The organism is Streptomyces chiangmaiensis (assembly GCF_036281785.1).
GTDB lineage: Bacteria > Actinomycetota > Actinomycetes > Streptomycetales > Streptomycetaceae > Streptomyces > Streptomyces chiangmaiensis.
Genome location: NZ_JAYWVC010000038.1, coordinates 13,003 through 36,959 on the forward strand (window position 1 = coordinate 13,003; position 23,957 = coordinate 36,959).

Here is a 23,957-nt window from a genome sequence, read left to right on the forward strand (position 1 = left end):
CGAGCGGGCCGCGTGCCGCGGGATCGGCTCGGCCGTCGGGATGCCGTGCCCGGAATGGGCCTCAGAGCTTGACGATCATCTTCCCGATGTTGTCTCCGCGCAGAACGCCGAAGAACGCCTCCAGGTTGTTCTCGATGCCCTCGACCACGGTCTCGCGGTACTTCAGCTCGCCCGAGCGGACCCAGGGGCCGACCTCCTGGACGAACTGGGGCTGCAGGTCGTAGTGGTCGCTGACCAGGAAGCCCTCGATACGGCCACGGGTCTGGATCAGGCGGGCGAGGTTCCTCGGGCCGGGGGAGGGTTCGGTGTCGTTGTAGACGGAGATCATGCCGCAGACGGCGACGCGGCCGCCCCGGTTGAGAGAACCGATGGCGGCTTCCAGGTGCTCGCCGCCGACGTTGTCGAAGTAGACGTCGACACCGTCCGGGGCGGCCTCGCGCAGCTGCCGGCTCACAGGTCCGTTCTTGTAGTTGAAGGCCGCGTCGAAGCCGTACTCCTCGAGCAGGAGCTTGACCTTTTCGTCGGATCCGGCCGAGCCGATGACCCGCGAGGCGCCCTTCAGCTTGGCGATCTGACCCACCTGGCTGCCGACGGCACCGGCCGCGCCCGACACGAAGACGGAGTCGCCCTCCTTGAAGGCGGCGGTCCGCAGCAGACCGGCGTAGGCGGTGAGCCCCGTCATACCCAGCACACCCAGGTACGTCGACAGCGGCGCCGCGTCGGCGTCGACCTTGACGGCCTGCGCGGCGTCCACGACCGCGTACTCACGCCAGCCGAAGAAGTGCAGGACATGGTCGCCGGCCTCGATCCCCTCTGCGTTGGAGACGACGACCTCACCGACCGCGCCGCCCTGCATCGGCTTGTTGAGCTCGTACGGCGCGGCGTACGACTTGGCGGCGCTCATGCGGCCGCGCATGTACGGATCGACGGAGACGTACACGTTCCGCACCAGCACCTGCCCCTCGCCCGGCTGCGGGACCTCCGCCTCGACGAGCGCGAAGTCCTCGGGCTTGGGCCAGCCGACCGGGCGGCTGAGCAGGTGCCATTCACGGCTGACGGCGGGAAGGGTGGGGATGTCGGTCATGGCGCCTTTCCTCACGGCTGCGACTCACATACTTCAGTACCTGAAACAACCATGCCTGAATATTTCAGACTGTCAAGTAAAGAGGTAGCCTGAACGCCATGGCCACGCAGAAGACACCCCGCATAGACCCGCTGACCCTGGAAGTCGTGGAGCTGATCGGCGCGGTCGTGGCCCGCTACCACGAGGAGTACGAGGAGGCGGCCGCCGAGCACGCACTGACCGGCGCACAGGCACGCCTGTTGAGCCTGCTGTCGATGGAGCCGCTGCCGATGCGGCGGCTGGCGCAGAAGCTGAAGTGCGAGCCGTCCAACGTCACCGGGATCGTGGACCGGCTGGAGACACGGGGCCTGGTGGAGCGCCGCCCGGACCCGGCCGACCGCCGCGTGAAGCTGGCGGCGGCGACGGAGGAGGGCTGCCGGGTGGCGCACGGCCTGCGTGACTCGCTGAACTTCGCCCGGGAGCCCCTGGCGGGGCTGTCCGACAACGAACGACTGTCCCTGCGGCACCTGCTACGCCGGATGCTGGAGGCGTAGCCCCCGGCACCGGGCACCGGGAGGGCTCGACCGGCGGTGCCCCTTCGGCCTCGACCCCCTCACCCTCGGACACCGGACCGGCCGAGTGGCCTCCGGCTGCGCGCCTTGCACAAGCCTTACGTGCACCACCACAGGAAACGGTTGCACGATTTCGTCGGCGACGGACGCGGAGTCGGATTCGTCGACGGCGGACGGCTCGACGGAGCCGTGCTCGGCGCGGACGACCGCGTGGTCGTAGGGACCGGGACCGAGCGGCTCGGGAGCCTCGTCGCCGAAGGCGTGGCCTTGTCGGTCTCCTTCTTCTCGTCGTCCTTCTTGTCCCTGGCGGACTCCGACGCCGACGGGGACGCGGAGGCCGATGCCGACGCCGAGGCCGGATCGGAGGCATCTCCGCCGGACGGGGTGGCGCTCTCCTTCGCGGAGGCTTCGCCGTCCACCGTCTCGTCCCCGGCGGCCGCAGTCCTGGGGGTGGTTCCGGGGGACTCGATGCCGAGTTCGGCCAGGCTCAGGGCGCCCGCCGCCAGCAACAGCCCGGCGCCCACGAACAGCACTCGCCTCCGGCGCCGCCGATGGGCCGCGGCCTTGCGATCGCGACGACCAGACCGCCCTCCGGGGCCGCCCTCGGGATCGCCGGTCGGCCCTCGCCTCTTCGCCCGCCGCCGAACGTGCGCGCGCCCGGACTCCAACGGCTCGTCCTCGTCCGGCGGTTCGGCCCCGTCGGAGCCGTCCGTACCGTCGTAGCCCTCGTCGTCGTCCAAGCCGTCGTCGCCGGCGCGCGCGCCGCCCTTGTCCGTGTGGGCGTATGCGCGCAGTTCTTCGACCGGCGTGCCGCACCCCGGGCAGGCGAGGGCGCCGTTGAGGTGCCTTCGGCACGGGTGGCAGTAGTCCATGACGCGGGAAGACTAAGTTCCTCGCAGGTAACGTTCCTAGGGGCAGCTGTGAAAGTTGTGTGCGGAATCGCTCATTACGGTGTGGCGAGTTGAACACGGCATGCAACGCAGTTGTCGAAATCCTTGCCGAAACCGTTATGCGTACGCCCCATTGACACTCCCACCGCCCCCTCTTTACTGTCACGCCAGCATTTCGAACGCGTGACGAAATTTCGAACATGCCGCCTGGGCCGACAAGGCACCGCCGACGCAGCAAGGGGCAACTGCCGTGCGCATCACCGGAATCAGCACACACGTGGTCGGGACGCCATGGCGCAACCTGACCTACGTCCAGGTGCACACCGACGAGGGCATCAGCGGAGTCGGCGAGACCCGGATGCTGGGCCGCACCGACGCGCTGATCGGCTATCTGCGGGAGGCGGAGGCCAACCACATTGCCGGTTCCGATCCGTTCGCCGTGGAAGACCTCGTACGCCGAATGAAGTACGGCGACTACGGACGCGCGGGCGAGATCGTCATGTCCGGCATCGCGGTCGTCGAGATGGCCTGCTGGGACATCAAGGGCAAGGCCCTGGGCGTCCCCGTCTGGCAGCTCCTCGGCGGCAAGGTCACCGACCGGGTCAAGGCCTACGCCAACGGGTGGTACACCACCGAGCGGACCCCGGACGCATACCACAAGGCCGCTCAGGAGGTCGTCGCCCGCGGCTACAAGGCCCTGAAGATCGACCCGTTCGGCACCGGACACCTCGAGCTCGACCACGATCAGACCCTGTACTCCGTCTCCCTCATCGAGGCGGTGCGGGATGCCATCGGGCCCGACGCGGAGCTGATGCTGGAGATGCACGGCCGCTTCTCCCCCTCCACCGCCGTCCGGCTGGCCCACGATCTCGCGCCGTTCAAGCCGGCCTGGCTGGAGGAGCCGGTCCCGCCGGAGAACCTCAAGGCGCTGGAGAAGGTGGCCCAGAAGGTGGACCTGCCGGTCGCCACCGGAGAGCGGATCCACGACCGCATCGAGTTCCGCGAGCTGTTCGAGAGCCAGGCCGTCGACGTCATCCAGCCGGACGTCGGCCACATCGGCGGCATCTGGGAGACCCGGAAGCTGGCCGCGACCGCCGAGGCCCACTACATGCTGGTGGCCCCGCACAACGTGGGCGGATCCGTCCTCACCGCGGCCTGCCTCCAGGTCGGCTTCACCACCCCGAACTTCAAGATCCTCGAGCACTTCAACGACTTCGCGGACGCGGAGATCAAGAAGGTGGTCAAGGGCGCGCCCGAAGTCGTCGACGGCTACTTCCACCTGTCCGACGCCCCCGGCCTCGGTGTCGAGCTGGACACCGACGCGGCGGCCGAATTCCCGCAGCAGCAGGTTCGGTTCGACCTGTGGGCCGAAGGCTGGGAGCAGCGCAAGCCGAAGGGGACGAAGTGAGCGCCGCCGTCGTCGTCGAGGCACCGGGCGTGCACAGCCTGGTCCCCCACGAGCCCGTCGCGCCCGGCCCCGGCGAGGCGCTGGTACGGGTGCACGCCGTCGGCATCTGCGGCAGCGACCGCGAGGTGTACCAGGGCAACCGGCCCGAGGGATACGTCCGTTACCCCCTCACCCCGGGCCACGAGTGGTCCGGCACCGTCCAGTCGGTCGGCGCCGGGGCGCCCGAGGCCCTGGTCGGCTGCGACGTGGTCGGCGAGGGCTTCCGCAACTGCCAGGTCTGCGATCGCTGCCACGCCGGTGACACCACACTGTGCACCGCGGGCTACGAGGAGACCGGCTTCACCCGGCCGGGAGCGATGGCCGCCACGCTCACGCTGCCGGCCCGGCTGCTGCACGTCCTGCCGGACGACGCGGACCTGACGGCGGCGGCCCTCCTGGAGCCCGCCGCCTGCGTCGCCGCCGCGGCGCTGAAGGCGAACGTCCGGCCCGGCGAGCGGGTCGCGGTCGTCGGGACCGGCACGCTCGGCATGTTCGCCGTGCAGTTCCTCAAGGCCGCCTCCCCTGCCGAGCTGCTGGTGGTCGGCACCGGAAACGACCGCGAGGCGCTGTCCCGACGATTCGGCGCCACCGGCTTCCGCACCAAGGACCAGGAACTTCCTGCCGACTTCGACGTCGTCGTCGAGACCGCCGGGTCCGCGTCCGCCGCGCGCGCGGCGGCCTCCCTGCTCAGACGCGGTGGACGCCTCGTCCTCACGGGTATCCCGGCGCCGGGCGCCGAGGGCCTCGACCCCACCGATCTCGTCGTGCGGCAGCTGGAGGTGCACACCGTGTTCGGGGCGCCGCCGCGCGCCTGGGCGCACACGGTACGGGTCTTCGGCGCCGGACTGCTCGATCCGTTGCCGCTGATCACACACGAGTTGCCCCTCGCCGAGTTCTGGCAGGCCATCGAACTGGTGGGATCCGGCGATCCGAAGGTCGGCAAGGTCCTGCTGCGACCGTGACATCCCCCGGACGTGTGCGCCGGTACGGAGCCAGCTGACGAGCTCCGTACCGGCGTACCACCACAGTCTCTGCACAGCCAGAGTCGCGAACCTTGTGCGAAATACCGAACATGAAGGACGCCTTGTGACCCACCCCGCTACAGCAGCCCGCAGGCCCGGTGAGCAGGCGCTCACCGCGCTCGGCCTGGGCGCGCCCGCTCCCTCCCCCGCCGACGCCTCTCCTCACACCTTCCCCGGAGGCGGCCGCTGGCGCACCGAGATCCCCTCGTGCGAGGGCCCCGAGGCGCTGGCGGTGGTACTCAAGGAGTCCTCCCGGCTCGACGTCCCCATCCACCGCATCAGCCAGGGCAGCGGCATCTGGATGCTGACGGACTCCGAGATCACCGAGATGGTCGAGGCCACCGGTGAACGCGACATCGAACTGTGCCTGTTCACGGGGCCGCGCGGCACCTGGGACATCGGCGCCTCCGTACGCTCGGACTCGCGCGGGGCCGGACTGCGCGCCCGCGGCCACGACGCCGTCGCCGGCTGTGTCGAGGACGCCGTACGGGCCACCGAACTCGGCGTCACATGCCTGCTCGTCGCCGACGAGGGCGTTTTGTGGACGCTGCACCGGGCGCGTGAGGCGGGAATCATCCCGGTCGACACCACCCTCAAGGTGTCCGCGCTCATCGGGCCGGTCAACCCGGCGTCGTACTCCGTCTTCGAGCACCTCGGCGCCGACTCCGTCAACGTGCCGAGTGATCTGACGCTCCATCACCTCACCGAGATCCGGCGGGTCTCCGCCGCCCCCATGGACATGTACATCGAGGCACCCGACGACCTCGGGGGCTATGTGCGGATGTACGAGGTCGCCGAGCTCATCCGGCGCGGCGCACCGCTGTATCTAAAGTTCGGTCTGTCCAAGGCGCCCGGGATCTACCCGTACGGCACCCATCTGCGGGACCTGACCCTGGACACCGCCCGGGAGCGGGTGCGGCGCGGCCGGCTCGCCCTCGACCTGCTCGCCCGGCACGGCGCGGACGGCGACATGGCGCCGCTCGGCTCCCGGCTGCCCGGCCCGCTGCACCGCTTCCCCACCGGCGCCCGACCGCCGGCCGCCCCTCTCAACGACGAGAAGAACAAGGACTGATCACCATGCGCACTCGCAGAGCAGCTCTCGCCGCAATGGCCTCGGCCGCCTCACTCGCCCTGACCCTGTCCGCCTGCGGCCAGAACAGCGAGGGCGGAAGCAAGGAGGACAAGGGGAACGCCAAGGGCGGCACCATCGGCATCGCGATGCCGACCAAGTCCTCCGAACGCTGGATCTCCGACGGCGACAACGTCGTCAAGAACCTCAAGGCCAAGGGCTACAAGACCAAGCTCGTCTACGGCGAGGACGACCCGGACACCCAGGTCTCGCAGATCGAGAATCTGATCACCCAGGGCGTCAAGGGCCTGATCATCGCGGCCATCGACAACAAGTCGCTGAACAACGTGCTCCAGGAGGCCGCGGACGCCGGCATCCCGGTCGTCGCCTACGACCGTCTGATCCTCGGTACCAAGAACGTCGGCTACTACGCCTCCTTCGACAACACGAAGGTCGGCGAGCTCCAGGCCAACTACATCGTGGACAAGCTCGGTCTGAAGGACGGCAAGGGCCCCTTCAACATCGAGCTGTTCGCGGGCTCGAACGACGACAACAACACCAAGTACTTCTTCAACGGAGCGATGAGCGTCCTGAAGCCGTACATGGACAGCAAGAAGCTGGTCGTCCGGTCCGGGCAGACCGCGCTCAACAAGGTCACCACCCTGCGCTGGGACGGCGCCACCGCGCAGAAGCGCATGGACGACATCCTCACGTCCTCGTACAAGAGCCAGAAGGTCGACGCCGTCCTGTCGCCGTACGACGGCATCTCCATCGGCGTGCTGTCCTCGCTGAAGTCGGACGGTTACGGCAGCAAGAGCAAGGCGCTCCCGGTCATCACCGGCCAGGACGCCGAGCTCGCCTCGGTGAAGTCGATCATCGCCGGTCAGCAGACGCAGACCGTCTACAAGGACACCCGCAAACTCGCCGAGGTCGCCTCCGCGATGGTCGACGATGTGCTGAGCGGCAAGAAGCCCGAGGTCAACGACACCAAGACCTACGACAACGGCATGAAGGTCGTCCCCTCCTACCTGCTGCAACCGGTGAGCGTCGACAAGACCAACTACGAGGAGATCCTCGTCAAGGGCGGCTACTACACCGACGCCGAGCTGAAGTGACCCCACGGCCGTCTCCGACCTCACACTGATTGGAAGGCACGACCATGGCGGGACCCGTCCTGGAAATGCGCTCGATCGTCAAGACCTTTCCCGGCGTCAAGGCGCTGTCGGATGTCACGCTGACCGTCCGTCAGGGCGAGGTCCACGCCATCTGCGGCGAGAACGGCGCCGGGAAGTCCACGTTGATGAAGGTGCTCTCCGGCGTCCATCCGGACGGCACCTACGAGGGCGAGATCCTCTTCGAATCGGAGGTCTGCCACTTCAAGGACATCCGGGCGAGCGAACAACACGGCATCGTCATCATCCACCAGGAACTGGCACTGGTGCCGTTCCTCTCCATCGCCGAGAACATCTTCCTCGGCAACGAGCACGCCACGCGCGGCTTCATCAACTGGAACAACACCCTCAAGCACGCCACCGAACTGCTGCGCCGCGTCGGCCTCGACGAGCACCCGGAGACCCGCGTCGCCGACATCGGCGTCGGCAAACAGCAGCTCGTGGAGATCGCCAAGGCCCTGTCGAAATCCGTGAAGCTGCTCATCCTCGACGAGCCGACGGCCGCCCTGAACGACGAGGACAGCGGCAAACTCCTCGATCTAATCCTGGAGTTGAAGAACCAGGGCATCACCTCGATCATCATCTCCCACAAGCTGAACGAGATCCGCAGGGTCGCCGACTCGGTCACGATCCTGCGCGACGGTCGCACCATCGAGACACTCGACGTGAAGGCGGCGGGGACCACCGAGGAGCGGATCATCGCCGGCATGGTCGGCCGCGACCTCGACCACCGCTTCCCCGAGCGCACCCCGCACGAGGCGCAGGAGGGGGCGGCCCCAGCCCTCGAGATCCGCAACTGGACCGTGTTCCACCCGATCGACCAGCAGCGCAAGGTCGTCGACGACGTGTCGATCCAGGTGCGGCGCGGGGAGATCGTGGGCATCGCGGGGCTGATGGGCGCCGGGCGCACCGAGCTCGCGATGAACGTCTTCGGCCGCACCTACGGCCGGTACGCGGGCGGCACGGTCCTCAAGGACGGAACGGAGATCCGGACGAAGACCGTCGCCGAGGCGGTCGGACACGGCATCGCCTACGTGACCGAGGACCGCAAGCACTACGGGCTCAACCTCATCGACACCATCAACCGCAACATCTCCCTGTCCGCCCTGAAGAAGGTGTCCAGGCGGGGTGTGGTCGACGAGCACGAGGAGCGGCAGGTCGCCGAGGGCTACCGGACGTCCATGAACATCAAGGCACCGACCGTCTTCGAGCCGGTGGGCAAGCTGTCCGGCGGCAACCAGCAGAAGGTCGTGCTCAGCAAGTGGATCTTCGCGGGCCCGGACGTGCTGATCCTGGACGAGCCCACGCGCGGTATCGACGTGGGCGCCAAGTACGAGATCTACACGGTCATCGACCGGCTGGCCGCCCAGGGCAAGGCGGTCGTCTTCATCTCCTCCGAACTGCCGGAGCTGCTCGGCATGTGCGACCGCATCTACACGATGGCCGCAGGACGGCTGACCGGTGAGGTACCACGGGCCGAGGCCACGCAGGAAGTGCTGATGCGCCATATGACGAAGGACAAAGAGGTAACGCGATGAGCACGGATGTGACCGCCAGGACCCCGGCCCCCGCGCCGCCGGGCAGGAGTGGATCGGCCACGGGCGGGGGCCTGCTCCAGCGGGTGCTGAACGGCCTGCGCCGCAACATGCGGCAGTACGGCATGCTGATCGCGCTCGGCCTGATCGTCGTCCTCTTCGAGATCTGGACCGGCGGGGACCTGCTGCTGCCGCGCAACGTCTCCAATCTGGTGCTGCAGAACAGCTACATCCTGATCCTCGCGATCGGCATGATGCTGGTGATCATCGCCGGGCACATCGATCTGTCGGTCGGCTCCCTCACGGCGTTCGTGGGCGCGTTCGCGGCCGTGCTCACGGTGCAGCACGGCATGGCGTGGCCTCTCGCCCTGGTGCTGTGCCTGCTGGTGGGCGCGGTGGCCGGCTCGGTGCAAGGGTTCCTGATCGCGTATCTCGGCATACCGTCGTTCATCGTCACCCTCGCCGGGATGCTGCTCTTCCGAGGTCTGACGGAGATCCTGCTCAAGGGGCAGACCCTCGGCCCGTTCCCGAACGGGCTGCAGAAGATCGGCAACGGCTTCCTGCCCGAGGTCGGCCCGAACACCAATTACCACAACCTCACGCTGCTCCTCGGCCTCGTCCTGATCGCCGCCGTGGTGTGGCAGGAGACGCGGGACCGGCGCCGCCAGCGGGAGTTCGCCCTCGATGTGCTGCCGGGGAGGCTGTTCGCCCTCAAGCTCGTCGCCCTGGTCGCCGCGATACTCGTGCTGACGCTGCTGCTCGCCAGCTACAAGGGCGCCCCGATCGTGCTCATCATCCTCGGTGTCCTGGTGGTCGGCTACGGCTACGTGATGCGCAACGCCGTCTTCGGCCGCCACATCTACGCGATCGGCGGCAACCTGCCGGCGGCGAAGCTGTCCGGCGTCAAGGACAAGAGGGTCACCTTCCAGGTCTTCCTGAACATGGGCGTGCTCGCGGCCCTGGCGGGTCTGGTGGTGGCCGCCCGCCTGAACGCGGCCTCGCCGAAGGCGGGTGTGAACTTCGAACTCGAGGCCATCGCCTCGTCGTTCATCGGCGGCGCGTCGATGAGCGGCGGTGTGGGCACCGTCCTCGGCGCGATCATCGGTGGACTCGTTCTCGGTGTGCTGAACAACGGCATGAACCTCCTCAGCGTCGGCACCGACTGGCAGCAGGTCATCAAGGGCCTGGCCCTTCTGGTGGCAGTCGGCTTCGACGTGTGGAACAAGCGCAAGTCCGGTTCGTAGGTCAGCTCGGGCCCGGCCGGACGTACCGGACGACGACCATCCACACGTTCGGCGGGTGACCCGTCACCGGAGGGGGTCCGCCCCGGAACTCGCACCGGTCGCACACGAGTTGAACACCACCCCTTCCGTGTCCGTATGACCGGGTGGCCCGTGCTCCCCCGCGCGGGCCAGCGGACGACGGGCCCGCCGTCCCCACCGGGCCCGCCTCATACGGAGGTTCCATGGGCGACAACGTCACCTCGCTGTTCTGCGGCACCGGGGCGCACAGTCCCTCGATGGCGACGCTGACGCGGCAGGGCGGCGAGGGAACGGGACCCGTGGACTTCTGCATCCCCTGCAACCCCTACTTCCCCACCCCCGCCATGTTCGACGAGCTGGCGAGCCGGCTGCACGAGATCATCACCTACTACCCGAGCAGCGCCGACACGATCACGGCCGAGCTGTGCACCCTGCTCCAGCTGCCGCCCCAGTGCGTGGCGATGGGCAACGGCTCGACCGAGCTGATCACCTGGATCGACCACCTGCTGGTCCGCGAGTCCCTCGCCGTCCCCGTCCCCACCTTCGGCCGCTGGACCGACCAGCCCATGGAGACCGGCAAGCGCGTCGACATGTTCCCGCTCCAGGAGTCCGGCGGTTTCGCCCTGGACCTCGCCCGGTACGCCGAGTTCATCCGCAAGCGCAGCACCCGCGTCGCCGCCGTCTGCAACCCGAACAACCCCGACGGCGGGTTTGTGCCCCGTCAGGCGCTGGTGCAGTTCATGGACGCGATGGCGGACCTGGACCTGGTGGTGATCGACGAGTCGTTCCTGGAGTTCGCCGACGCCGAGAACGAACCCAGCGTCGTCCAGGACGCCGTGATGCGGCCCAACGTCATCGTGCTGCGCAGCCTCGGCAAGAACTTCGGCCTGCACGGCATACGCTTCGGCTATCTGGTCGCCAATCCCTCGCTCGCGGGCCGGGTCCGCTCGGCGCTGCCGAAGTGGAACCTCAACTCCTTCGCCGAGCACGTGGTGTTCATGCTGAAGGAGCACGGCGCCGAGTACATGGAGAGCCTGCACCAGGTCCGCCGCGACCGCCTGGAGATGTCCCGGCAGCTCTCGCAGCTCCCCGGTCTGACGGTCTACCCGTCGCAGGGCAACTTCCTCTTCGTACGCCTGCCCGTGGGTGCCGAGGGCACCGTCGTCCGTGATCGGCTGCTCACCGAGCACCGGATCCTGGTCCGCGAGTGCGGCAACAAGATCGGTTCATCCAGCCGCTTCCTGCGGCTCGTGGTGCGCCCCGAGGTGGACGTGCGTCGCCTGGTGTCCGCCATGGAGCAGGTGCTCTACGGGACCAGGAGGGGAGCCGCCGTGCCCGAGTCGAGCACAGGGACCAGCTACAGCTCGGGCACGGCGGCGGTGGACCGGCTCGTCAGCCAGACCAACGGCGCGGGCGTCATGGGGCTCGCCGCCCAGGCATCGGCGATGCCACTGGCCCCCGGCTCGGCCCCCGCACCGGCCCCGATGCCCGCGGCGGCCCCGATGCCCGCGCCGACTCCGCTGCCGACGGCGCCCGTCCCCGCCCCCTTGCCGGCACCGGCGGCTGCCGCGGCCCCCGCTCCTCAGATGCCCGGGATGCCGCCGGGGGTCGCCCCGGCCCCCGCCGCCGGTCTGCAACCCGTCCCGCAGACCTGTCTGCCCGGACTCGCGGCGGCCGCGCAGAACCGGCGCGGCATGCCCGCCGCGGGCGGGCTCACGGCCGCCCAGGTCCGCGGCCGCACCCAGCCGGAGCCGGTCCCCGAACCCACGGGCTGGCCGGCCGCCGGCGCGATGTACAACCAGGTCGGCTGAGCCGGCGCGACGGGGACCGCGGGGCGTCCTCGGGGTCCCGGCAGGCCACGCAACCCCGGCTCCGGCACGCGCACCACTGAGTTCGCGTACACCTACGGTGAGCCGCCCGCGGACTCCCTGGCCGCCGGCTTTCTGCGCTACCAGGCCAACGAGGTCGGCAAGGACATCATCCGCTCCCACGGCGACCGGCAATGGTCCGAGCCGACCAAGCCGTTGCTCTGCCGCCCGAGTCAGAGGCGGCCCCTGTCCCACGACGGGGCCGCAGGCCGGTGGCCGCCGCGCCGGCCGTGGAGGCTGCCGCGGCACAGATCGCCGAGGATCCCCTCCCGGAACGTGCGCGGGAGACCTCCAGCCGGCTCCGGTGCCGCCCGTACCGCGTAATCCGCCCGTGCCGAGACCTCATGGGCCCGTTGTGATGCCGGTCACCGGTGACAATGACGGCACCCGCGCCCTTGAGGAGACTGTCGTGGTGTTGAGCAGACGCACCTTCAGCGCGATCGTCGGTACCGCCGCGCTCGGCCTGTCGCTCGGCGGAAGCGCCGAGATGTGCGCCGCCTCCACCGTGCCGACCGGGCCCGCCCCCGGGCCGCCGCGTGCGGACGGGCGGCGGCACACGGTGGACTTCGACAGGTACTCGATGATCGTCGACGGCGGACGGATCGTGCTGTGGTCCGGCGAGGTCCACCCCTTCCGGCTGCCGAGCCCGTCGCTGTGGCGGGACGTCCTGCAGAAACTGCGCGCCCACGGCTACAACACGGTCAGCGCCTACGTCTCCTGGAACTACCACTCCCCCGCCCCCGGCGCGTACGACTTCACCGGCGTCCGCGATCTCGGCCTGTTTCTGCGCACGGCCGCCGAGGTGGGCCTCTACGTGATCCTGCGCCCGGGCCCGTACATCAACGCCGAGGTGGACGCGGGCGGCTTCCCCGGCTGGCTGACCGCCACCCAGGGCACGGCCCGCACCTCCGACCCGACGTATCTGAAGTACGTGGACGAGTGGCTGACGGCCGTGAACCGGATCGCGGTGCGGCACCTGTACACCGCGGGAACCGGCACGATCGTGCTGTACCAGCTGGAGAACGAGTACGCCGACCACGCCACCGAGGCGGCGGGCCGCGACTACATGGCCCACCTGTACCGCAAGGTCCGTGCCGACGGCGTCGATGTGCCGCTCTTCCACAACGACAAGGGCAGGAACGGTCACTGGGCGCCCAGCACCTTCGACACGGGCGGTGAGCACGGGCGCTGGCTCTACGGCTTCGACGGCTATCCCTCCCCGTTCCGGACCCCGCCGGACTGGGGGTACTTCGGCCCCGGCGGGACGAAGGGCGGGTCGACCGCGAGCCCCGGCACCCCGGGATTCCTGGCCGAGTTCGGGGGCGGCTGGTTCGATCCATGGGGCGGCGCCGAGTTCGACGGCAAGGGGTACGCCGAGTCGCGCCGCACCCGGGACGCGGCGTACGAGCGGCGCTTCTACCTGACCAACCTCGCCAACGGCATCAGGATCCACAACGTCTACATGACCTTCGGCGGCACCTCCTGGGGCTGGCTGCCCGCGCCGGTCGTCTACACGTCGTACGACTACGGGGCCGCCCTCGACGAGGCCCGGCAGCCGACCGCGAAGCTGGTCCCGATGCACCAGCTCGGGCACCTGCTGCACAGCGTGCCCGAGTTGGCCGAGCTGGACCGCGCGGAGGGCCTCGACGTCGGCGGCGGTCCGGGGCTCCGGGCGTACCACCTCGTCAACCCGACGTCGCAGGCGCACGTCCACGTCCTGCGCAACGACACCGCCGAAGAACGTGTCGCCGCCGTCCCGCTCGCCGGGACGACCCTCCGGGTACCCGTCCCCGGCCTCGACGCCCGGCTGCTGGCCACCGGGATCTCCCTGGGACAGCGCACGCTGCGTCACTCCACCGCCCAGCCGATGCTGCGCCTCGCCGCCGGCCGCCAGGACGTCGCGGCGTTCACGGGCCGCACGGGCGAAACGACGGAGACCGCGTTGGAGTGCCCGGGCAAGCCTGCCGTCACCGTGCTCGAGGGACAGGCCGAGTGCGAGTACCGGGGCGGCGCACTGCATGTGCACGCCCGGCTCGGCGGGCTCATCCGGGTCCTGGTGGACGGCGGAGGCGTGCAGCGACCGCTGCTGCTCCTCCTCGCCGACGACGAGACATCGGTACGGCTGTGGCGCCACGACGCCCCGTCGGGCACCGTCCTGGTGTACGGACCCGCGCTGCTGCGCACCGCCGTCCTGCGCGACACAGCCGCGCATCTCAGCGGCGACACGGTCGAGGAGGCGGACCTGGAGGCATGGGTGCCGCGCGGCGTGACGGAGGTCGTCTGGAACGGGCAGCGGGTGCCCACCCACGTCACCCGCTCCGGCAGTCTGCGTGCCGCACATCGGCTGTCCGGTGCGGGACCGGTCCGGCTGCCCGCGCTGACCGGGTGGCGCCGCAGCGCCGAGAACCCGGAGTCGGCCCCCGACTTCGACGACTCGGCGTGGCGGACGGCCGACCGGGCGGCCTCCTCCAGTACGACCCCCGTGCCCGCCGGAGGACCCGTCCTCTTCGCCGACGACTACGGCTTCCACTACGGGGACGTCTGGTACCGGGGCCGCTTCGAGGGCGCGGCCGACGCCGAAACGGTCTCGTTCTCGTATGTCACGGGCACCCAGGGGCTGTTGATGGCATGGCTGGACGGCAGGCCCCTGGGGACGCACCGGATGCCCGTGCCGGACAAGAAGTCGGTCCGGCAGGGGACGTGGTCGGCGACGGCGGCGTTCCCGGTCGCACCGGGGAAGGGGTCCCATGTGCTCTCCGTCCTCGTCCGCCGGATGCAGCACGACCAGGACGGACGGGCCGAGGACGCGCACAAGGCGGGGCGCGGGCTCGCCTCGGTGACCTTCAAAGGTGCGTCACCACGGGTGAGCTGGCGGATCCAGGGCGAGGGGGCGCCCGATCCCGTGCGCGGACCGCTCAACAACGGCGGGCTCTACGGGGAGCGGAACGGCTGGCATCTGCCCGGCTTCGCGGACGGCGGCTGGGAGCCCGTCGCCCTGCCGCGGGACGAGCGGGGGCAGGGCGTGGTCTGGTACCGCACCGCCTTCCGGCTGGCCGTCGATCCGGGAACGGACGCGTCGATCGGGCTGACCCTCACCGACGACCCGGCCCGTGCCTACCGGGCACAGATCTTCCTCAACGGCTGGAACATGGGCCAGTACATCAACGACGTTGGCCCGCAGCACACCTTCGTCCTGCCGAACGGGGTACTCGACACCCATGGCGAGAACACGCTGGCCCTGGCCGTCCTCTCCGACGGGAGCACGCCGTCGGGACCCGGGAAAGTGCGGTTGACGCTGCTCGGCAAGGCGGCCGGAGGAGTCCCGGTGACGCTCGTGGACTCTCCCCGAGCGGCGACCTGACGGAGAGGGCCCCGGCCCGACGGGTGGGGCCCTCCAGGAGGGGTCAGCCGGCGAACGCGGGCTGTGGCAGGCCCTTGCCGGCGTCCGGCACGACGAGCACCGAGCCGGAGAGCGGATGCGGCGCCGCCAGCCCCGTACGGGCCGTGGTGATGTACAGGTCGGCCAGGTCCGACCCGCCGAAGACGCACGCGGTGGGGCGGCGCACGGGCAGCTCGAGGACGCGGTCCAGTGCGCCGGAGGGGGTGTAGCGGTGCACCGCGCCACCGTCCCACAGGGCGACCCAGACACAGCCGTCGGCGTCGACGGCGAGCCCGTCGGGAAAGCCGCGATCGACGTGAACCAGCGGGCGCCGGCCGGCCGGGAGCCCGTCGTCCCGCACCTCGAAGACGTCGACCCGCCGGGTCGGCGAGTCGATGTAGTACATGAGCCGGCCGTCGGGACTCCAGCCCGTGCCGTTGCTGACGGCGACGTCGTCCAGCACCGTCCGGACCGCTCCGTCGGGCGTGATGCGGGACAGCGTGCCACCGCCCGGCGCCTCGTCGTACCGCATCGTGCCCGCCCACAGCGCGCCGTCCGCGGCGACGGCCGCGTCGTTGCCGCGACGCCCGGGGACGGGCTCGCGGTGCAGCCAGCGGAAGTCGCTGCCGCCGGGCCCGTACAGGCCCACGCCGTCCCGGAGGTTGACCACCAGGCCACCCCCGGTGCGCGGCTTGGCGGCGCCCACGTGCTGTTCCGTGACCATGACCGTGCGGCGGCCGGAGGCGGGATCGTAGGTGTGCACCCGAGAGCCCAGGATGTCGACCCACATCAGCCGCTGCGCTCCGGTGTCCCAGGTCGGTCCTTCGCCGAGGACCGCCTCTTCCCGCACGGCGAGCTCGTACCCCGTCATGCGGCACCCCGGTGGCCGAGCCGCTCGGAGAGCTCCGCTGCGCCCTTCACGGCGAGCTGCTCGAGCTCGGCGCGGCGCTCGTCGCTCCAGCGGATCATCGGTACCGAAATGGAGAGCGCGGCGACGACCCGCCCGGTGCGGTCGCGCACGGGGGCGGCGACGCAACTGACGTCGGGGTTGGACTCGCGGGTCTCCACGGCGATGCCGCGGCCGCGGATCTTGCCCAGCGCCGCGCGCAGGGCCGTCGGATCGGTGATGCTGTTGGGGGTCATCGCGACGAGCTCCGCGCCGTCGGGGAGGCGGACGGCCAGTTCCTCCGCGGGAAGGGACGCGAGGAGCATCTTGCCGACGGAGGTGCAGTGGGCCGGCAGCCGGCGTCCGGCCGCCGACACCATGCGCACGGCGTGCGTGGAGTCGACCTTGGCGATGTAGATGACGTCGGTGCCCTCGAGGATCGCCACGTGCACCGTCTCGTCGCAGGTCTCGGCGACGGAGCGGGCGACCTGCCGGCCCTCGGCTGCGAGGTCCAGCTGCTCGGCGTAGCGGCTGCCGAGCTGGTAGGGGCGCACGCCGAGCCGGTAGCGTCCCGGTTGCTCCGGCACCTGGACGATGTAGGAGCGTGCGGCGAGCGTGGTGACCAGCTCGTGCACGGTGGTGCGCGGCAACTGGAGCTTGCGCACGATGTCGGGGGCGGAGAGCGTCCCGTCCCCGTCCAGGAAGAGCTCCAGTATGTCGAGAGCCCGGGTCACGGCAGGTACGAGGCGTCCCACGACCGGCCCCCTCCCTTGCGTTCGAGATTTCAACCGGCGATCGGCATGGCGAACACAGGCTAGTCACAGTGGGCTTGGCCCGGCAATGGCCGGGGTACGACGACGTCGCACCACGGCTCGGCCGAGGACGGCGAACGTCCGCGTCGTCCGGGCCGCCGCCTCCGCCCCCCGGGGAACCGGCCGGGGCGTGTCCTCCCCGGTCGGCGGGGACCTCCGCATCCGCGCCCGTGGAGGTCACTGGGTCACCGCCGGAGCCGTGGGCCAGGATGGTGTGCATGCCGTCCGCGAAGCGCCCCACCGGCCCGTTCACGCCCCTCGACTTCCAACTGGTCCTGCTGCGCCGCATGGCCGACCACAACCCGGATCTCGTCGAGGACGCCCGCCGTGAACTGGGGGTCTCGATCGCCGGCATGCGCGAGGCGAACCGGCGCTGGCAGGCCATGCTGCACGCCCCCCGCGCCCGCGCCGCCGCCTCCCGGTACCGCTCCGTCCTCGGCGAACCCGAGTCGACGCAGCCCCGCCGGATCGGCGACCTGGACTGCCAGGCGGTGCTGTGGCCGGTCCCGCTCTGGCCGGAGCTGCGCTTCGAGATCCTGGTGGCGCCGAACGGGGTGGTGTGGAACGAGTGGCTGGTACGGGCGCCGGGCGCGCCCGGCCCGAAGCTGGAGACCCTGGAGGACCTCACCCCCTGGTCCTGCACGGTCGACGAGGTGGCGCGCGCCTTCGCCCCCGCCCGGCCTCTGGAGGGCACGGCCCCCACCCGCTGGGGGCTGGCCTTCACCGCACCGGACGCCTCGGGCGAGCGGCGCGACGTCGCCGCGGAGTTCACCTGGGGGCTGTTGCAGCGGACGGGCGTCAGCGGGCGGCCGTGAGGACGGCCTCCACGACCGCGGGCACCGACGCCGTGTGCACGTGGAGGAAGAGGTTCGGCTCGACCAGCTCCAGCTCCATCACGCACGGACCGCCGTCCGCGCCGTCGACGAGGTCGACCCGGGCGTAGAGGAGCTCCGGAGAACCCGGAACCGCCGCGAGGGCCCGCTCGGCGACGGCGAGTTCGTCCGGGGTCGGGGTCCAGGCCTCCAGGCGGGGGTGAGCCACCTTCTTCTCGTCGTACGGCGTTCCTGGCGCGAGGACGGCGCCCTTCCGGCTGGCGTGCAGGAATCGGCCGCCGAAGAACTGCAGCGCCCGCTCCCCGGTGACGTCGATGCCCTTCACGTAGGGCTGCACCATCGCGGTGAAACCCTCCGAGTGCATCCGCGCGAGCTGCCGCTCGGCGGTGGCCCGCTCCGCGGGGGTGTACCGGGCGGCGAACCGGGCGCCCGCGCCCGAGGTGGGCTTGACGACGTACTCGTGGTCACCGGGCAGGTCGACGGGCTCACCGGAAGCGATGTACCGCGTAGGAACGACGGGGACGCCCGCCGCGGCCAGGTCTCCGAGGTACCGCTTGTCGGTGTTCCAGCGCACGACCTCCACCGGATTGGCCAGCCGCGTGAGCTTCGCGCACCGCTCGGCCCACGCCATGAACTCCGCCGCCCGCCAGCTGTAGTCCCAGGTGGAGCGGATCAGGGCCAGGTCGTACTCGGCCCAGTCGACGTCGGGATCGTCCCAGTGCACGGCGTCGGCGACGGCCCCGGCCGCCCTCGACTCCGCGACCAGGCCCGGCAGATCGCGGTCGACCGAGATCTCCGGCCGGGGACGGCAGGTGACCAGCGCGACTCGGGCGGCGGAGCGGGGCACGTCTGCACTCCTGTTCGTACGGCGGCTGCTGCGCGCAGGGTAACAACGGGCGCGGGAACCGCGACAACCCTGTTGACCTTCACCTTCGGTGAAGCCACAGCATCGGTGGACGGAACGAGGAACGGCCGGAAGGGCGGAGCGCAAGCGATGGAGATGCTGACGATCGGGGCCTTCGCCAAGGCGTGCAGACTGTCGCCGAAGGCGCTGCGGCTCTACGACGAGCTGCGGTGTGGACGGGCTCCCGGCTCGCCCTCGTCCACATAGGCGACTCCCGCGCGTATCTGCTGCGCGACGGCGAGCTGTTCCGGATCACGCACGACCACACCGTTGTCCAGTCGATGATCGACGAGGGCCGGCTGTCGAACGGGCCGTGGCGGCCGCGCCGCCACGGCCTCCCCCACTCCTGGCGCCCCGGACAGGGCCCTCCGCCGCGCTCGTCGGCGAGACGGGCACGGGGTACGGCGTGGGCCTGGCGGATCTGAGCACGGTCGTGGGCGTACGCAAGGCCGCGTCGGCCGGGGCGGGTGAGGTCTGCGTCACCGCGGAGAAGGGTTTTCGCCTGCTGTGATGTAGGAACGGTCCTTGAGTCCGTACGTCCGCTTCGACCCTAGGAGTACCCCGCGTGTCCTCCCTCTTTCCGGCCCTGAACGAGCCTTCGGCCGGGCGGCGGCCCGCCCTGTGCTTCGGTGAGCGTGCCCTGACGTACGCGGAACTGGCCGCGGCGGCCGGGGCGCTCGCCGGGCGGATCGGTGGCGCGGAGAGGGTGGCCGTGTGGGCCACGCCCTCCTTGGAGACCGCCGTCGCGGTCGTGGCGGCGCTGACCGCCGGAGTGCCTGTCGTCCCGCTCAACCCGAAGTCCGGGGAGGGAGAGCTCGGGCACATCCTGTCCGACAGTGGTCCGTCGCTGGTGCTGGCCGCCCCGGGCGACGAACTCCCAGCCCCGGTGGGCGTGTTCGAGCGCGTGGAGGTGGACGTGCACGGCACCGGGGCGTTCACGCCCGCCGAGGTGGGCGAGGAGAGCCCAGCCCTCGTCGTGTACACCTCCGGGACCACCGGCCCGCCCAAGGGCGCCGTCATCCCCCGCCGTGCCGTGGCCGCCACCCTCGACGCACTCGCGGACGCCTGGAAGTGGACCGGCGACGACGTTCTGGTGCAGGGGCTGCCACTGTTCCATGTGCACGGTCTGGTGCTGGGTGTCCTCGGCCCGCTGCGGCGCGGCGGATCCGTGCGGCACCTGGGGCGCTTCAGTACCGCCGGGGTGGCACGCGAGCTGGGCGCCGGGGCGACCATGCTGTTCGGGGTGCCGACGATGTACCACCGGATCGCGGAGGCGCTGGCCGGCGACCCCGAACTGGCCAAGGCCCTGGGCCGGGCCCGGCTGCTGGTCTCCGGGTCCGCCGCGCTGCCGGTGCACGACCACGAGCGGATCGCCGCCGCGACCGGCCGCAGGGTCATCGAGCGGTACGGGATGACCGAGACGCTGATGAACACGAGCGTGCGCGCCGGCGGGGAGGCGCGTCCGGGCACGGTCGGCGTGCCGCTCCCCGGCGTGGAGCTGCGTCTCGTCGAGGAGGACGGCTCGCCGATCACGGCGTACGACGGGGAGACGGTGGGCGAGATCCAGGTCCGCGGCCCGAACCTGTTCACCGAGTACCTCAACCGGCCCGACGCCACCACCGCCGCCTTCACCGCCGACGGCTGGTTCCGCACCGGCGACATGGCGGTCCGTGAGGCCGACGGGTATGTGCGCATCGTGGGCCGCAAGGCCACCGACCTCATCAAGAGCGGCGGCTACAAGATCGGGGCGGGTGAGATCGAGAACGCGCTGCTCGAACACCCGGGGGTGCGGGAGGCGGCTGTGACTGGGGAGCCCGACGAGGACCTGGGCGAGCGGATCGTCGCGTGGGTGGTACCGGTGGACGCCGGGGACCCGCCCGGCGCCGACGCGTTGGCCGACCATGTGGCGCGACGGCTCGCCCCGCACAAGCGCCCACGCGTCGTGCGCTACCTCGACGCCCTGCCCCGCAACGACATGGGGAAGATCATGAAGCGGGCGCTGGGCGATGCCTGAACGCCCGACCGCACGGGAGGCCCTCGCCCTCCTCACCGACGACTTCTCCGAACTCCCCCCTCCGGCACGCAAGTCCGGGTCCGAGGGCCCGCTGGAGTGGGCCGGCTACGGAGCCTCGCGTGCCCGCGCCACCGCGCGCACCGGCGAGGAGGAGTCCGTGGTCTGCGGGCACGCGACCGTCGGCGGCACCCCGGCCGTGCTGATCGCATTCGAGTTCGGCTTCCTCGGCGGCTCCCTCGGCGAGCGCACCGGCGACCGGCTGGAGGCGGCACACCTGTACGCCCGTGAGCACCGGCTCCCGGTCGTCTCGCTCGTCGCGACCGGCGGCAGCCGGATGCAGGAGGGCATGCTCGCACTCACCCAGCTCCAGCGCGTGGCCCGGCAGTCGGCGCTCACCCGCGCCGCCGGGCTGGCGCAGCTCTCCCTCCTGCGCGACCCGACGACCGGCGGCGGCTGGGCCACGCTGGGCGCGGGCGCCGACGTGGTGCTCGCCCTGCCCGGCGTCCAGGTGGGATTCGCCGGCTCCCGGGTGCGTCCGCCGGACGCGGACCCGGCGGCGTACACGGCGGAGGCACAGGTGGCGGCGGGCACGGTCGACGCGGTCGTACGCCCCGAGGAACTGCGGGAGACGGTGAGTCTGTGGCTCGGGTTGCTGACCGCTCCGTCGTCCGAGCCCGCTCCGGTACCAGGAGCGCTCGGCCCGGTGGACCTCCCGGCGACCGGCTGGGACGCCGTCCGCCGCGCCCGCGATCCCCTCCGTCCACGGGCCGGGGCCTACCTGGACGCGTACTTCGCCCGTCGCACGGACCTCGGCGGCGACCGCTGCGGCGGCAGGGACGAGGGCATGATGTGCGGTTTCGGCACCCACGACGGCCGCACCATCGCGTACGCCGCCCAGACCGGCACCGCGACCCGCCCCGCGGGATACCGCACGGCCGCCCGTCTGATCCGCCTGGCGGACGCCCTGTCGATCCCTGTGCTGACGCTGGTGGACACGCCGGGCGCCGCCAACGACGCGGAGGCCGAGCGGCAGGGCGCGGGTGCCGCGATCGCAGACCTGTTCACGACGGTCGCCACCGCCTGTACACCGCTCACCACACTGGTGATCGGCGAGGGCGGCTCCGGCGGGGCTCTTGCCCTGGCCGCGCCCGGCAACACCTGGGTCACCCCGGACAGCTACTTCTCCGTCATCGCGCCCGAGCTCGCCGCCGCGATACTCAAGCGCCCCGAGCACGAGGTGCGGGCGACTGCGGACCAGCTCCGCCTGCGCCCCCAGGACCTGGTGGCCCTGGGGGTCGTACGGGGGATCGTCGGCGGAGCCGCCGCACCGCCCGGATGATCTCCCGGGTGCGGCCCGCCCCGGCCCCGGGCGCCGCACGCGCCCCAGGAGACCTCACGGCCGTGACACAAGCTTTCCGTGCGCCGACGCGCCCGAAATCACCCACCCGGAGCCGCCCCGCGCGGCCCACCTCGAGAGGCGCCGTCCCTGCCCGCGGCACACGATGGGGAAGGAGAGGCCCGCCGACCGGCGGCCACCCGCGGCCTGTTTCGGAAGGTACCGCCATGACCGTGAGTCTGGACCAGCTGCGCCGTTGCCACTTCGCCGTCGACCTGGGGGCGGCCCGGACCCGTGTGTACGTCAAGGGCGCCGGGCTGGTGGTGGATCAGCCCAGCGCTGCCGCCGTGAACACGCGGAACGGCGCACTGATAGCGGTCGGTGAGCTCGCCGAGAAGATGAAGGGGCGCACGCCTTCGTACATCCGGGTGGTACGGCCGGTCTCCGGCGGCACGGTCGTGGACATCGAGATGGCCCAGCGCATGCTGCGCCATCTGCTCGGCGAGAAGCTGCGCCGCAAACTGCGCCGCAAGCCCCGGCTGCGGGCCGCCGCCTGTACCCCGCACGACGCGGATCCGCTGGCCCAGCGCGCGGCCATCGAGACCCTCGTCGGGCTCGGGGCCCGGAGGGTGGAACTCGTCGACACGCTCGTGGCCGCCGCCGTCGGGTGCGGGCTGCCCGTCGAGCAGCCCGAGGCTTCCATGATCATGGTGTGCGGGGCGGCCGCCACCCAGATCGCCGTCCTGTCGCTCGGGAACATCGTGACCGCCGAGCGGGTCCCGGTGGGCGGCGAGGCCGTCGACCACGCGATCGTGCAACATCTGCGGCACGAACACGCGTTGATGCTGCCGAGCCAGTCGGTACGGCCCCTGCAGCTCGCCCTCTCCGGCAATGGGCTGACCCCGCACGGGCCCGCGGCCACCGAGATCCTCGGACGGGACGTGGCGACCGGCCTCGCGCGTTCCGTGCTGGTCGACACGGCCGCCGTACGGAACGCCATCCAGACCCCGCTGACCGCCGTCCTCGACGGCATCGGCAAGGTGCTGCGGGACTGCCCGCCCGACCTGGTGGCCGACCTTGTCGACCGGGGGATCATGATGGTCGGCGGCAGCGCCCTGCTCCCGGGCCTCGACCAGATGCTGCGCCAGGCGACCGGCATGCCCGTGCACATCGCCGAGCGCCCCGACATCTGCGCGGTCCAGGGCCTGGGCGCGATGCTGGAGGGCAGGATCCGGCCGCTGGTCCTGAATCGCCTGGCCGCATGACCCCACCGCGGAGGAAGTCCGTGCCGGCCGCCGCGGGCCGGCACGGACGGGCACGCCGTGCCCGCGCTCGGCGAGGTGCCCACGGCTCGCTCACGGCCGCCATTAGGCTGAACGAGTCGACCACGTCCGGAGGGGGTTGCCGTGTCTCACATCGGTGTCACCGGCCACCGTCACCTCCCGGCCGCCGTCCTCCCGGCCGTCCGTCACGGCATGACCGTGGAACTCAGCGCCGTCACGACCGCCGGGGCACTCAGCAGCCTGGCCGCCGGCGCCGACCAGCTCTTCGCCGGCATCGCCCTGGACCGCGGCGTCCCCTTGACCGCGGTGATCCCCGGCATGGACTACGAGGCCCATCTCGGGGACGAGGACGCCCAGACGTCGTACCGTCGACTGCTCAAATGCTGTGCGGCACGCATCGATCTGCCGAGGGAACCCACGCACGAGGAGGCGTACTACGCGGCCGGCCGCTGGATCGTCGACCACGCGGACCGTCTGATCGCCGTCTGGGACGGCTGTCCCGCTCGCGGCCCGGGCGGCACCGCCGACGTGGTGGCGTACGCCCGCAGCACGGGGGTGCCGGTGACGGTGCTGTGGAGCCCCGGCGTCCTTCGGTGCTGACGCTGCCGCA

The 23,957-nt window shown here is 71.2% G+C and carries 19 protein-coding genes and 1 pseudogene; 15 read left to right on the forward strand and 5 right to left on the reverse strand.

The window, feature by feature from the left end:
- Positions 1-61: 61 nt before the first annotated feature.
- Positions 62-1,084, reverse strand: coding sequence for an NADP-dependent oxidoreductase (locus VXC91_RS14610; RefSeq protein ID WP_329507634.1), 1,023 nt, complete (start codon positions 1,082-1,084; stop codon positions 62-64).
- Positions 1,085-1,182: 98 nt separating this feature from the next.
- On the opposite strand from VXC91_RS14610, the gene VXC91_RS14615 reads away from it, so the two are divergent.
- Positions 1,183-1,617 carry a MarR family winged helix-turn-helix transcriptional regulator gene (locus tag VXC91_RS14615; RefSeq protein WP_329507636.1) on the forward strand — a complete coding sequence of 145 codons (435 nt, stop codon included), beginning with the start codon at positions 1,183-1,185 and terminating at the stop codon, positions 1,615-1,617.
- 116 nt (positions 1,618-1,733) lie between these two features.
- Here the strand turns inward: VXC91_RS14615 and VXC91_RS14620 are convergent, their stop codons facing one another.
- Positions 1,734-2,507, reverse strand: a complete 774-nt coding sequence (locus VXC91_RS14620) for an SCO2400 family protein (protein ID WP_329507638.1) — start codon at positions 2,505-2,507, stop codon at positions 1,734-1,736.
- Between the two features lie 268 nt (positions 2,508-2,775).
- On the opposite strand from VXC91_RS14620, the gene VXC91_RS14625 reads away from it, so the two are divergent.
- The 8 genes from VXC91_RS14625 (at position 2,776) to VXC91_RS14660 (ending at position 15,261) form a co-directional block, all read left to right on the forward strand.
- Positions 2,776-3,933, forward strand: a complete 1,158-nt coding sequence (locus tag VXC91_RS14625) for a mandelate racemase/muconate lactonizing enzyme family protein (protein WP_329507640.1) — start codon at positions 2,776-2,778, stop codon at positions 3,931-3,933.
- Complete coding sequence (locus tag VXC91_RS14630) at positions 3,930-4,934, forward strand: zinc-dependent alcohol dehydrogenase (protein WP_329507642.1); 1,005 nt, start codon at positions 3,930-3,932, stop codon at positions 4,932-4,934. Before VXC91_RS14625 ends, VXC91_RS14630 begins: the two co-directional genes overlap by 4 nt.
- 124 nt (positions 4,935-5,058) lie before the next feature.
- Entirely contained in the window at positions 5,059-6,066 is a 1,008-nt protein-coding gene (locus VXC91_RS14635) for a hypothetical protein (RefSeq protein ID WP_329507644.1), read from the forward strand.
- Positions 6,067-6,071: 5 nt separating this feature from the next.
- Positions 6,072-7,178 (forward strand): multiple monosaccharide ABC transporter substrate-binding protein, encoded by a 1,107-nt coding sequence (chvE, locus tag VXC91_RS14640; protein ID WP_329507646.1) that lies wholly within the window; start codon positions 6,072-6,074, stop codon positions 7,176-7,178.
- 44 nt (positions 7,179-7,222) lie between these two features.
- Positions 7,223-8,773, forward strand: coding sequence for a multiple monosaccharide ABC transporter ATP-binding protein (gene mmsA, locus VXC91_RS14645; protein ID WP_329507648.1), 1,551 nt, complete (start codon positions 7,223-7,225; stop codon positions 8,771-8,773).
- The gene (gene mmsB, locus VXC91_RS14650) at positions 8,770-10,014 is read left to right on the forward strand and encodes a multiple monosaccharide ABC transporter permease (protein ID WP_329507650.1); all 1,245 of its coding nucleotides are present in this window, start codon (positions 8,770-8,772) and stop codon (positions 10,012-10,014) included. Before mmsA ends, mmsB begins: the two co-directional genes overlap by 4 nt.
- Before the next feature lie 221 nt (positions 10,015-10,235).
- Positions 10,236-11,843 (forward strand): pyridoxal phosphate-dependent aminotransferase, encoded by a 1,608-nt coding sequence (locus tag VXC91_RS14655; RefSeq protein WP_329507652.1) that lies wholly within the window; start codon positions 10,236-10,238, stop codon positions 11,841-11,843.
- A gap of 466 nt (positions 11,844-12,309) precedes the next feature.
- On the forward strand, positions 12,310-15,261 hold the full coding sequence (locus tag VXC91_RS14660) for a beta-galactosidase (protein WP_329507654.1): 2,952 nt from the start codon (positions 12,310-12,312) through the stop codon (positions 15,259-15,261).
- Positions 15,262-15,304: 43 nt separating this feature from the next.
- Here the strand turns inward: VXC91_RS14660 and VXC91_RS14665 are convergent, their stop codons facing one another.
- Complete coding sequence (locus VXC91_RS14665; protein WP_329507656.1) at positions 15,305-16,150, reverse strand: SMP-30/gluconolactonase/LRE family protein; 846 nt, start codon at positions 16,148-16,150, stop codon at positions 15,305-15,307.
- Positions 16,147-16,920, reverse strand: coding sequence for an IclR family transcriptional regulator (locus tag VXC91_RS14670; protein WP_329507658.1), 774 nt, complete (start codon positions 16,918-16,920; stop codon positions 16,147-16,149). The genes VXC91_RS14665 and VXC91_RS14670 overlap by 4 nt, the downstream gene beginning before the upstream one ends.
- A 275-nt stretch (positions 16,921-17,195) precedes the next feature.
- Here VXC91_RS14670 and VXC91_RS14675 point away from each other — a divergent pair, with 275 nt between their 5' ends.
- Positions 17,196-17,792 (forward strand): hypothetical protein, encoded by a 597-nt coding sequence (locus VXC91_RS14675; protein ID WP_408057387.1) that lies wholly within the window; start codon positions 17,196-17,198, stop codon positions 17,790-17,792.
- On the opposite strand, the gene VXC91_RS14680 is transcribed toward VXC91_RS14675, so the two are convergent.
- Positions 17,776-18,657, reverse strand: coding sequence for an ATP-grasp domain-containing protein (locus VXC91_RS14680; RefSeq protein WP_329507662.1), 882 nt, complete (start codon positions 18,655-18,657; stop codon positions 17,776-17,778). The genes VXC91_RS14675 and VXC91_RS14680 overlap by 17 nt on opposite strands.
- 221 nt (positions 18,658-18,878) lie before the next feature.
- On the opposite strand from VXC91_RS14680, the pseudogene VXC91_RS46985 reads away from it, so the two are divergent.
- The 5 genes and pseudogenes from VXC91_RS46985 to VXC91_RS14705 form a co-directional block, all read left to right on the forward strand.
- Positions 18,879-19,019: pseudogene (locus VXC91_RS46985) on the forward strand (PP2C family protein-serine/threonine phosphatase); the annotation flags it as partial.
- Between the two features lie 260 nt (positions 19,020-19,279).
- Positions 19,280-20,728, forward strand: coding sequence for an acyl-CoA synthetase (locus VXC91_RS14690; RefSeq protein WP_329507665.1), 1,449 nt, complete (start codon positions 19,280-19,282; stop codon positions 20,726-20,728).
- On the forward strand, positions 20,721-22,067 hold the full coding sequence (locus VXC91_RS14695; protein ID WP_329507667.1) for a carboxyl transferase domain-containing protein: 1,347 nt from the start codon (positions 20,721-20,723) through the stop codon (positions 22,065-22,067). Before VXC91_RS14690 ends, VXC91_RS14695 begins: the two co-directional genes overlap by 8 nt.
- Positions 22,068-22,291: 224 nt before the next feature.
- Positions 22,292-23,329 carry a rod shape-determining protein gene (locus tag VXC91_RS14700; protein WP_329507669.1) on the forward strand — a complete coding sequence of 346 codons (1,038 nt, stop codon included), beginning with the start codon at positions 22,292-22,294 and terminating at the stop codon, positions 23,327-23,329.
- Between the two features lie 141 nt (positions 23,330-23,470).
- Positions 23,471-23,947, forward strand: a complete 477-nt coding sequence (locus VXC91_RS14705) for a hypothetical protein (RefSeq protein ID WP_329507671.1) — start codon at positions 23,471-23,473, stop codon at positions 23,945-23,947.
- The last annotated feature ends 10 nt before the right edge of the window (positions 23,948-23,957 follow it).

Bases quoted from the DNA above. Each gene is read 5' to 3' on its own strand.
- VXC91_RS14610 (WP_329507634.1), bottom strand. From the start codon at position 1,084: ATGACCGACATCCCCACCCTTCCCGCCGTCAGCCGTGAATGGCACCTG.
- VXC91_RS14615 (WP_329507636.1), top strand. From the start codon at position 1,183: ATGGCCACGCAGAAGACACCCCGCATAGACCCGCTGACCCTGGAAGTC.
- VXC91_RS14620 (WP_329507638.1), bottom strand. From the start codon at position 2,507: ATGGACTACTGCCACCCGTGCCGAAGGCACCTCAACGGCGCCCTCGCC.
- chvE (WP_329507646.1), top strand. From the start codon at position 6,072: ATGCGCACTCGCAGAGCAGCTCTCGCCGCAATGGCCTCGGCCGCCTCA.
- mmsA (WP_329507648.1), top strand. From the start codon at position 7,223: ATGGCGGGACCCGTCCTGGAAATGCGCTCGATCGTCAAGACCTTTCCC.
- mmsB (WP_329507650.1), top strand. From the start codon at position 8,770: ATGAGCACGGATGTGACCGCCAGGACCCCGGCCCCCGCGCCGCCGGGC.
- VXC91_RS14655 (WP_329507652.1), top strand. From the start codon at position 10,236: ATGGGCGACAACGTCACCTCGCTGTTCTGCGGCACCGGGGCGCACAGT.
- VXC91_RS14665 (WP_329507656.1), bottom strand. From the start codon at position 16,150: ATGACGGGGTACGAGCTCGCCGTGCGGGAAGAGGCGGTCCTCGGCGAA.
- VXC91_RS14675 (WP_408057387.1), top strand. From the start codon at position 17,196: ATGCCGTCCGCGAAGCGCCCCACCGGCCCGTTCACGCCCCTCGACTTC.
- VXC91_RS14695 (WP_329507667.1), top strand. From the start codon at position 20,721: ATGCCTGAACGCCCGACCGCACGGGAGGCCCTCGCCCTCCTCACCGAC.
- VXC91_RS14700 (WP_329507669.1), top strand. From the start codon at position 22,292: ATGACCGTGAGTCTGGACCAGCTGCGCCGTTGCCACTTCGCCGTCGAC.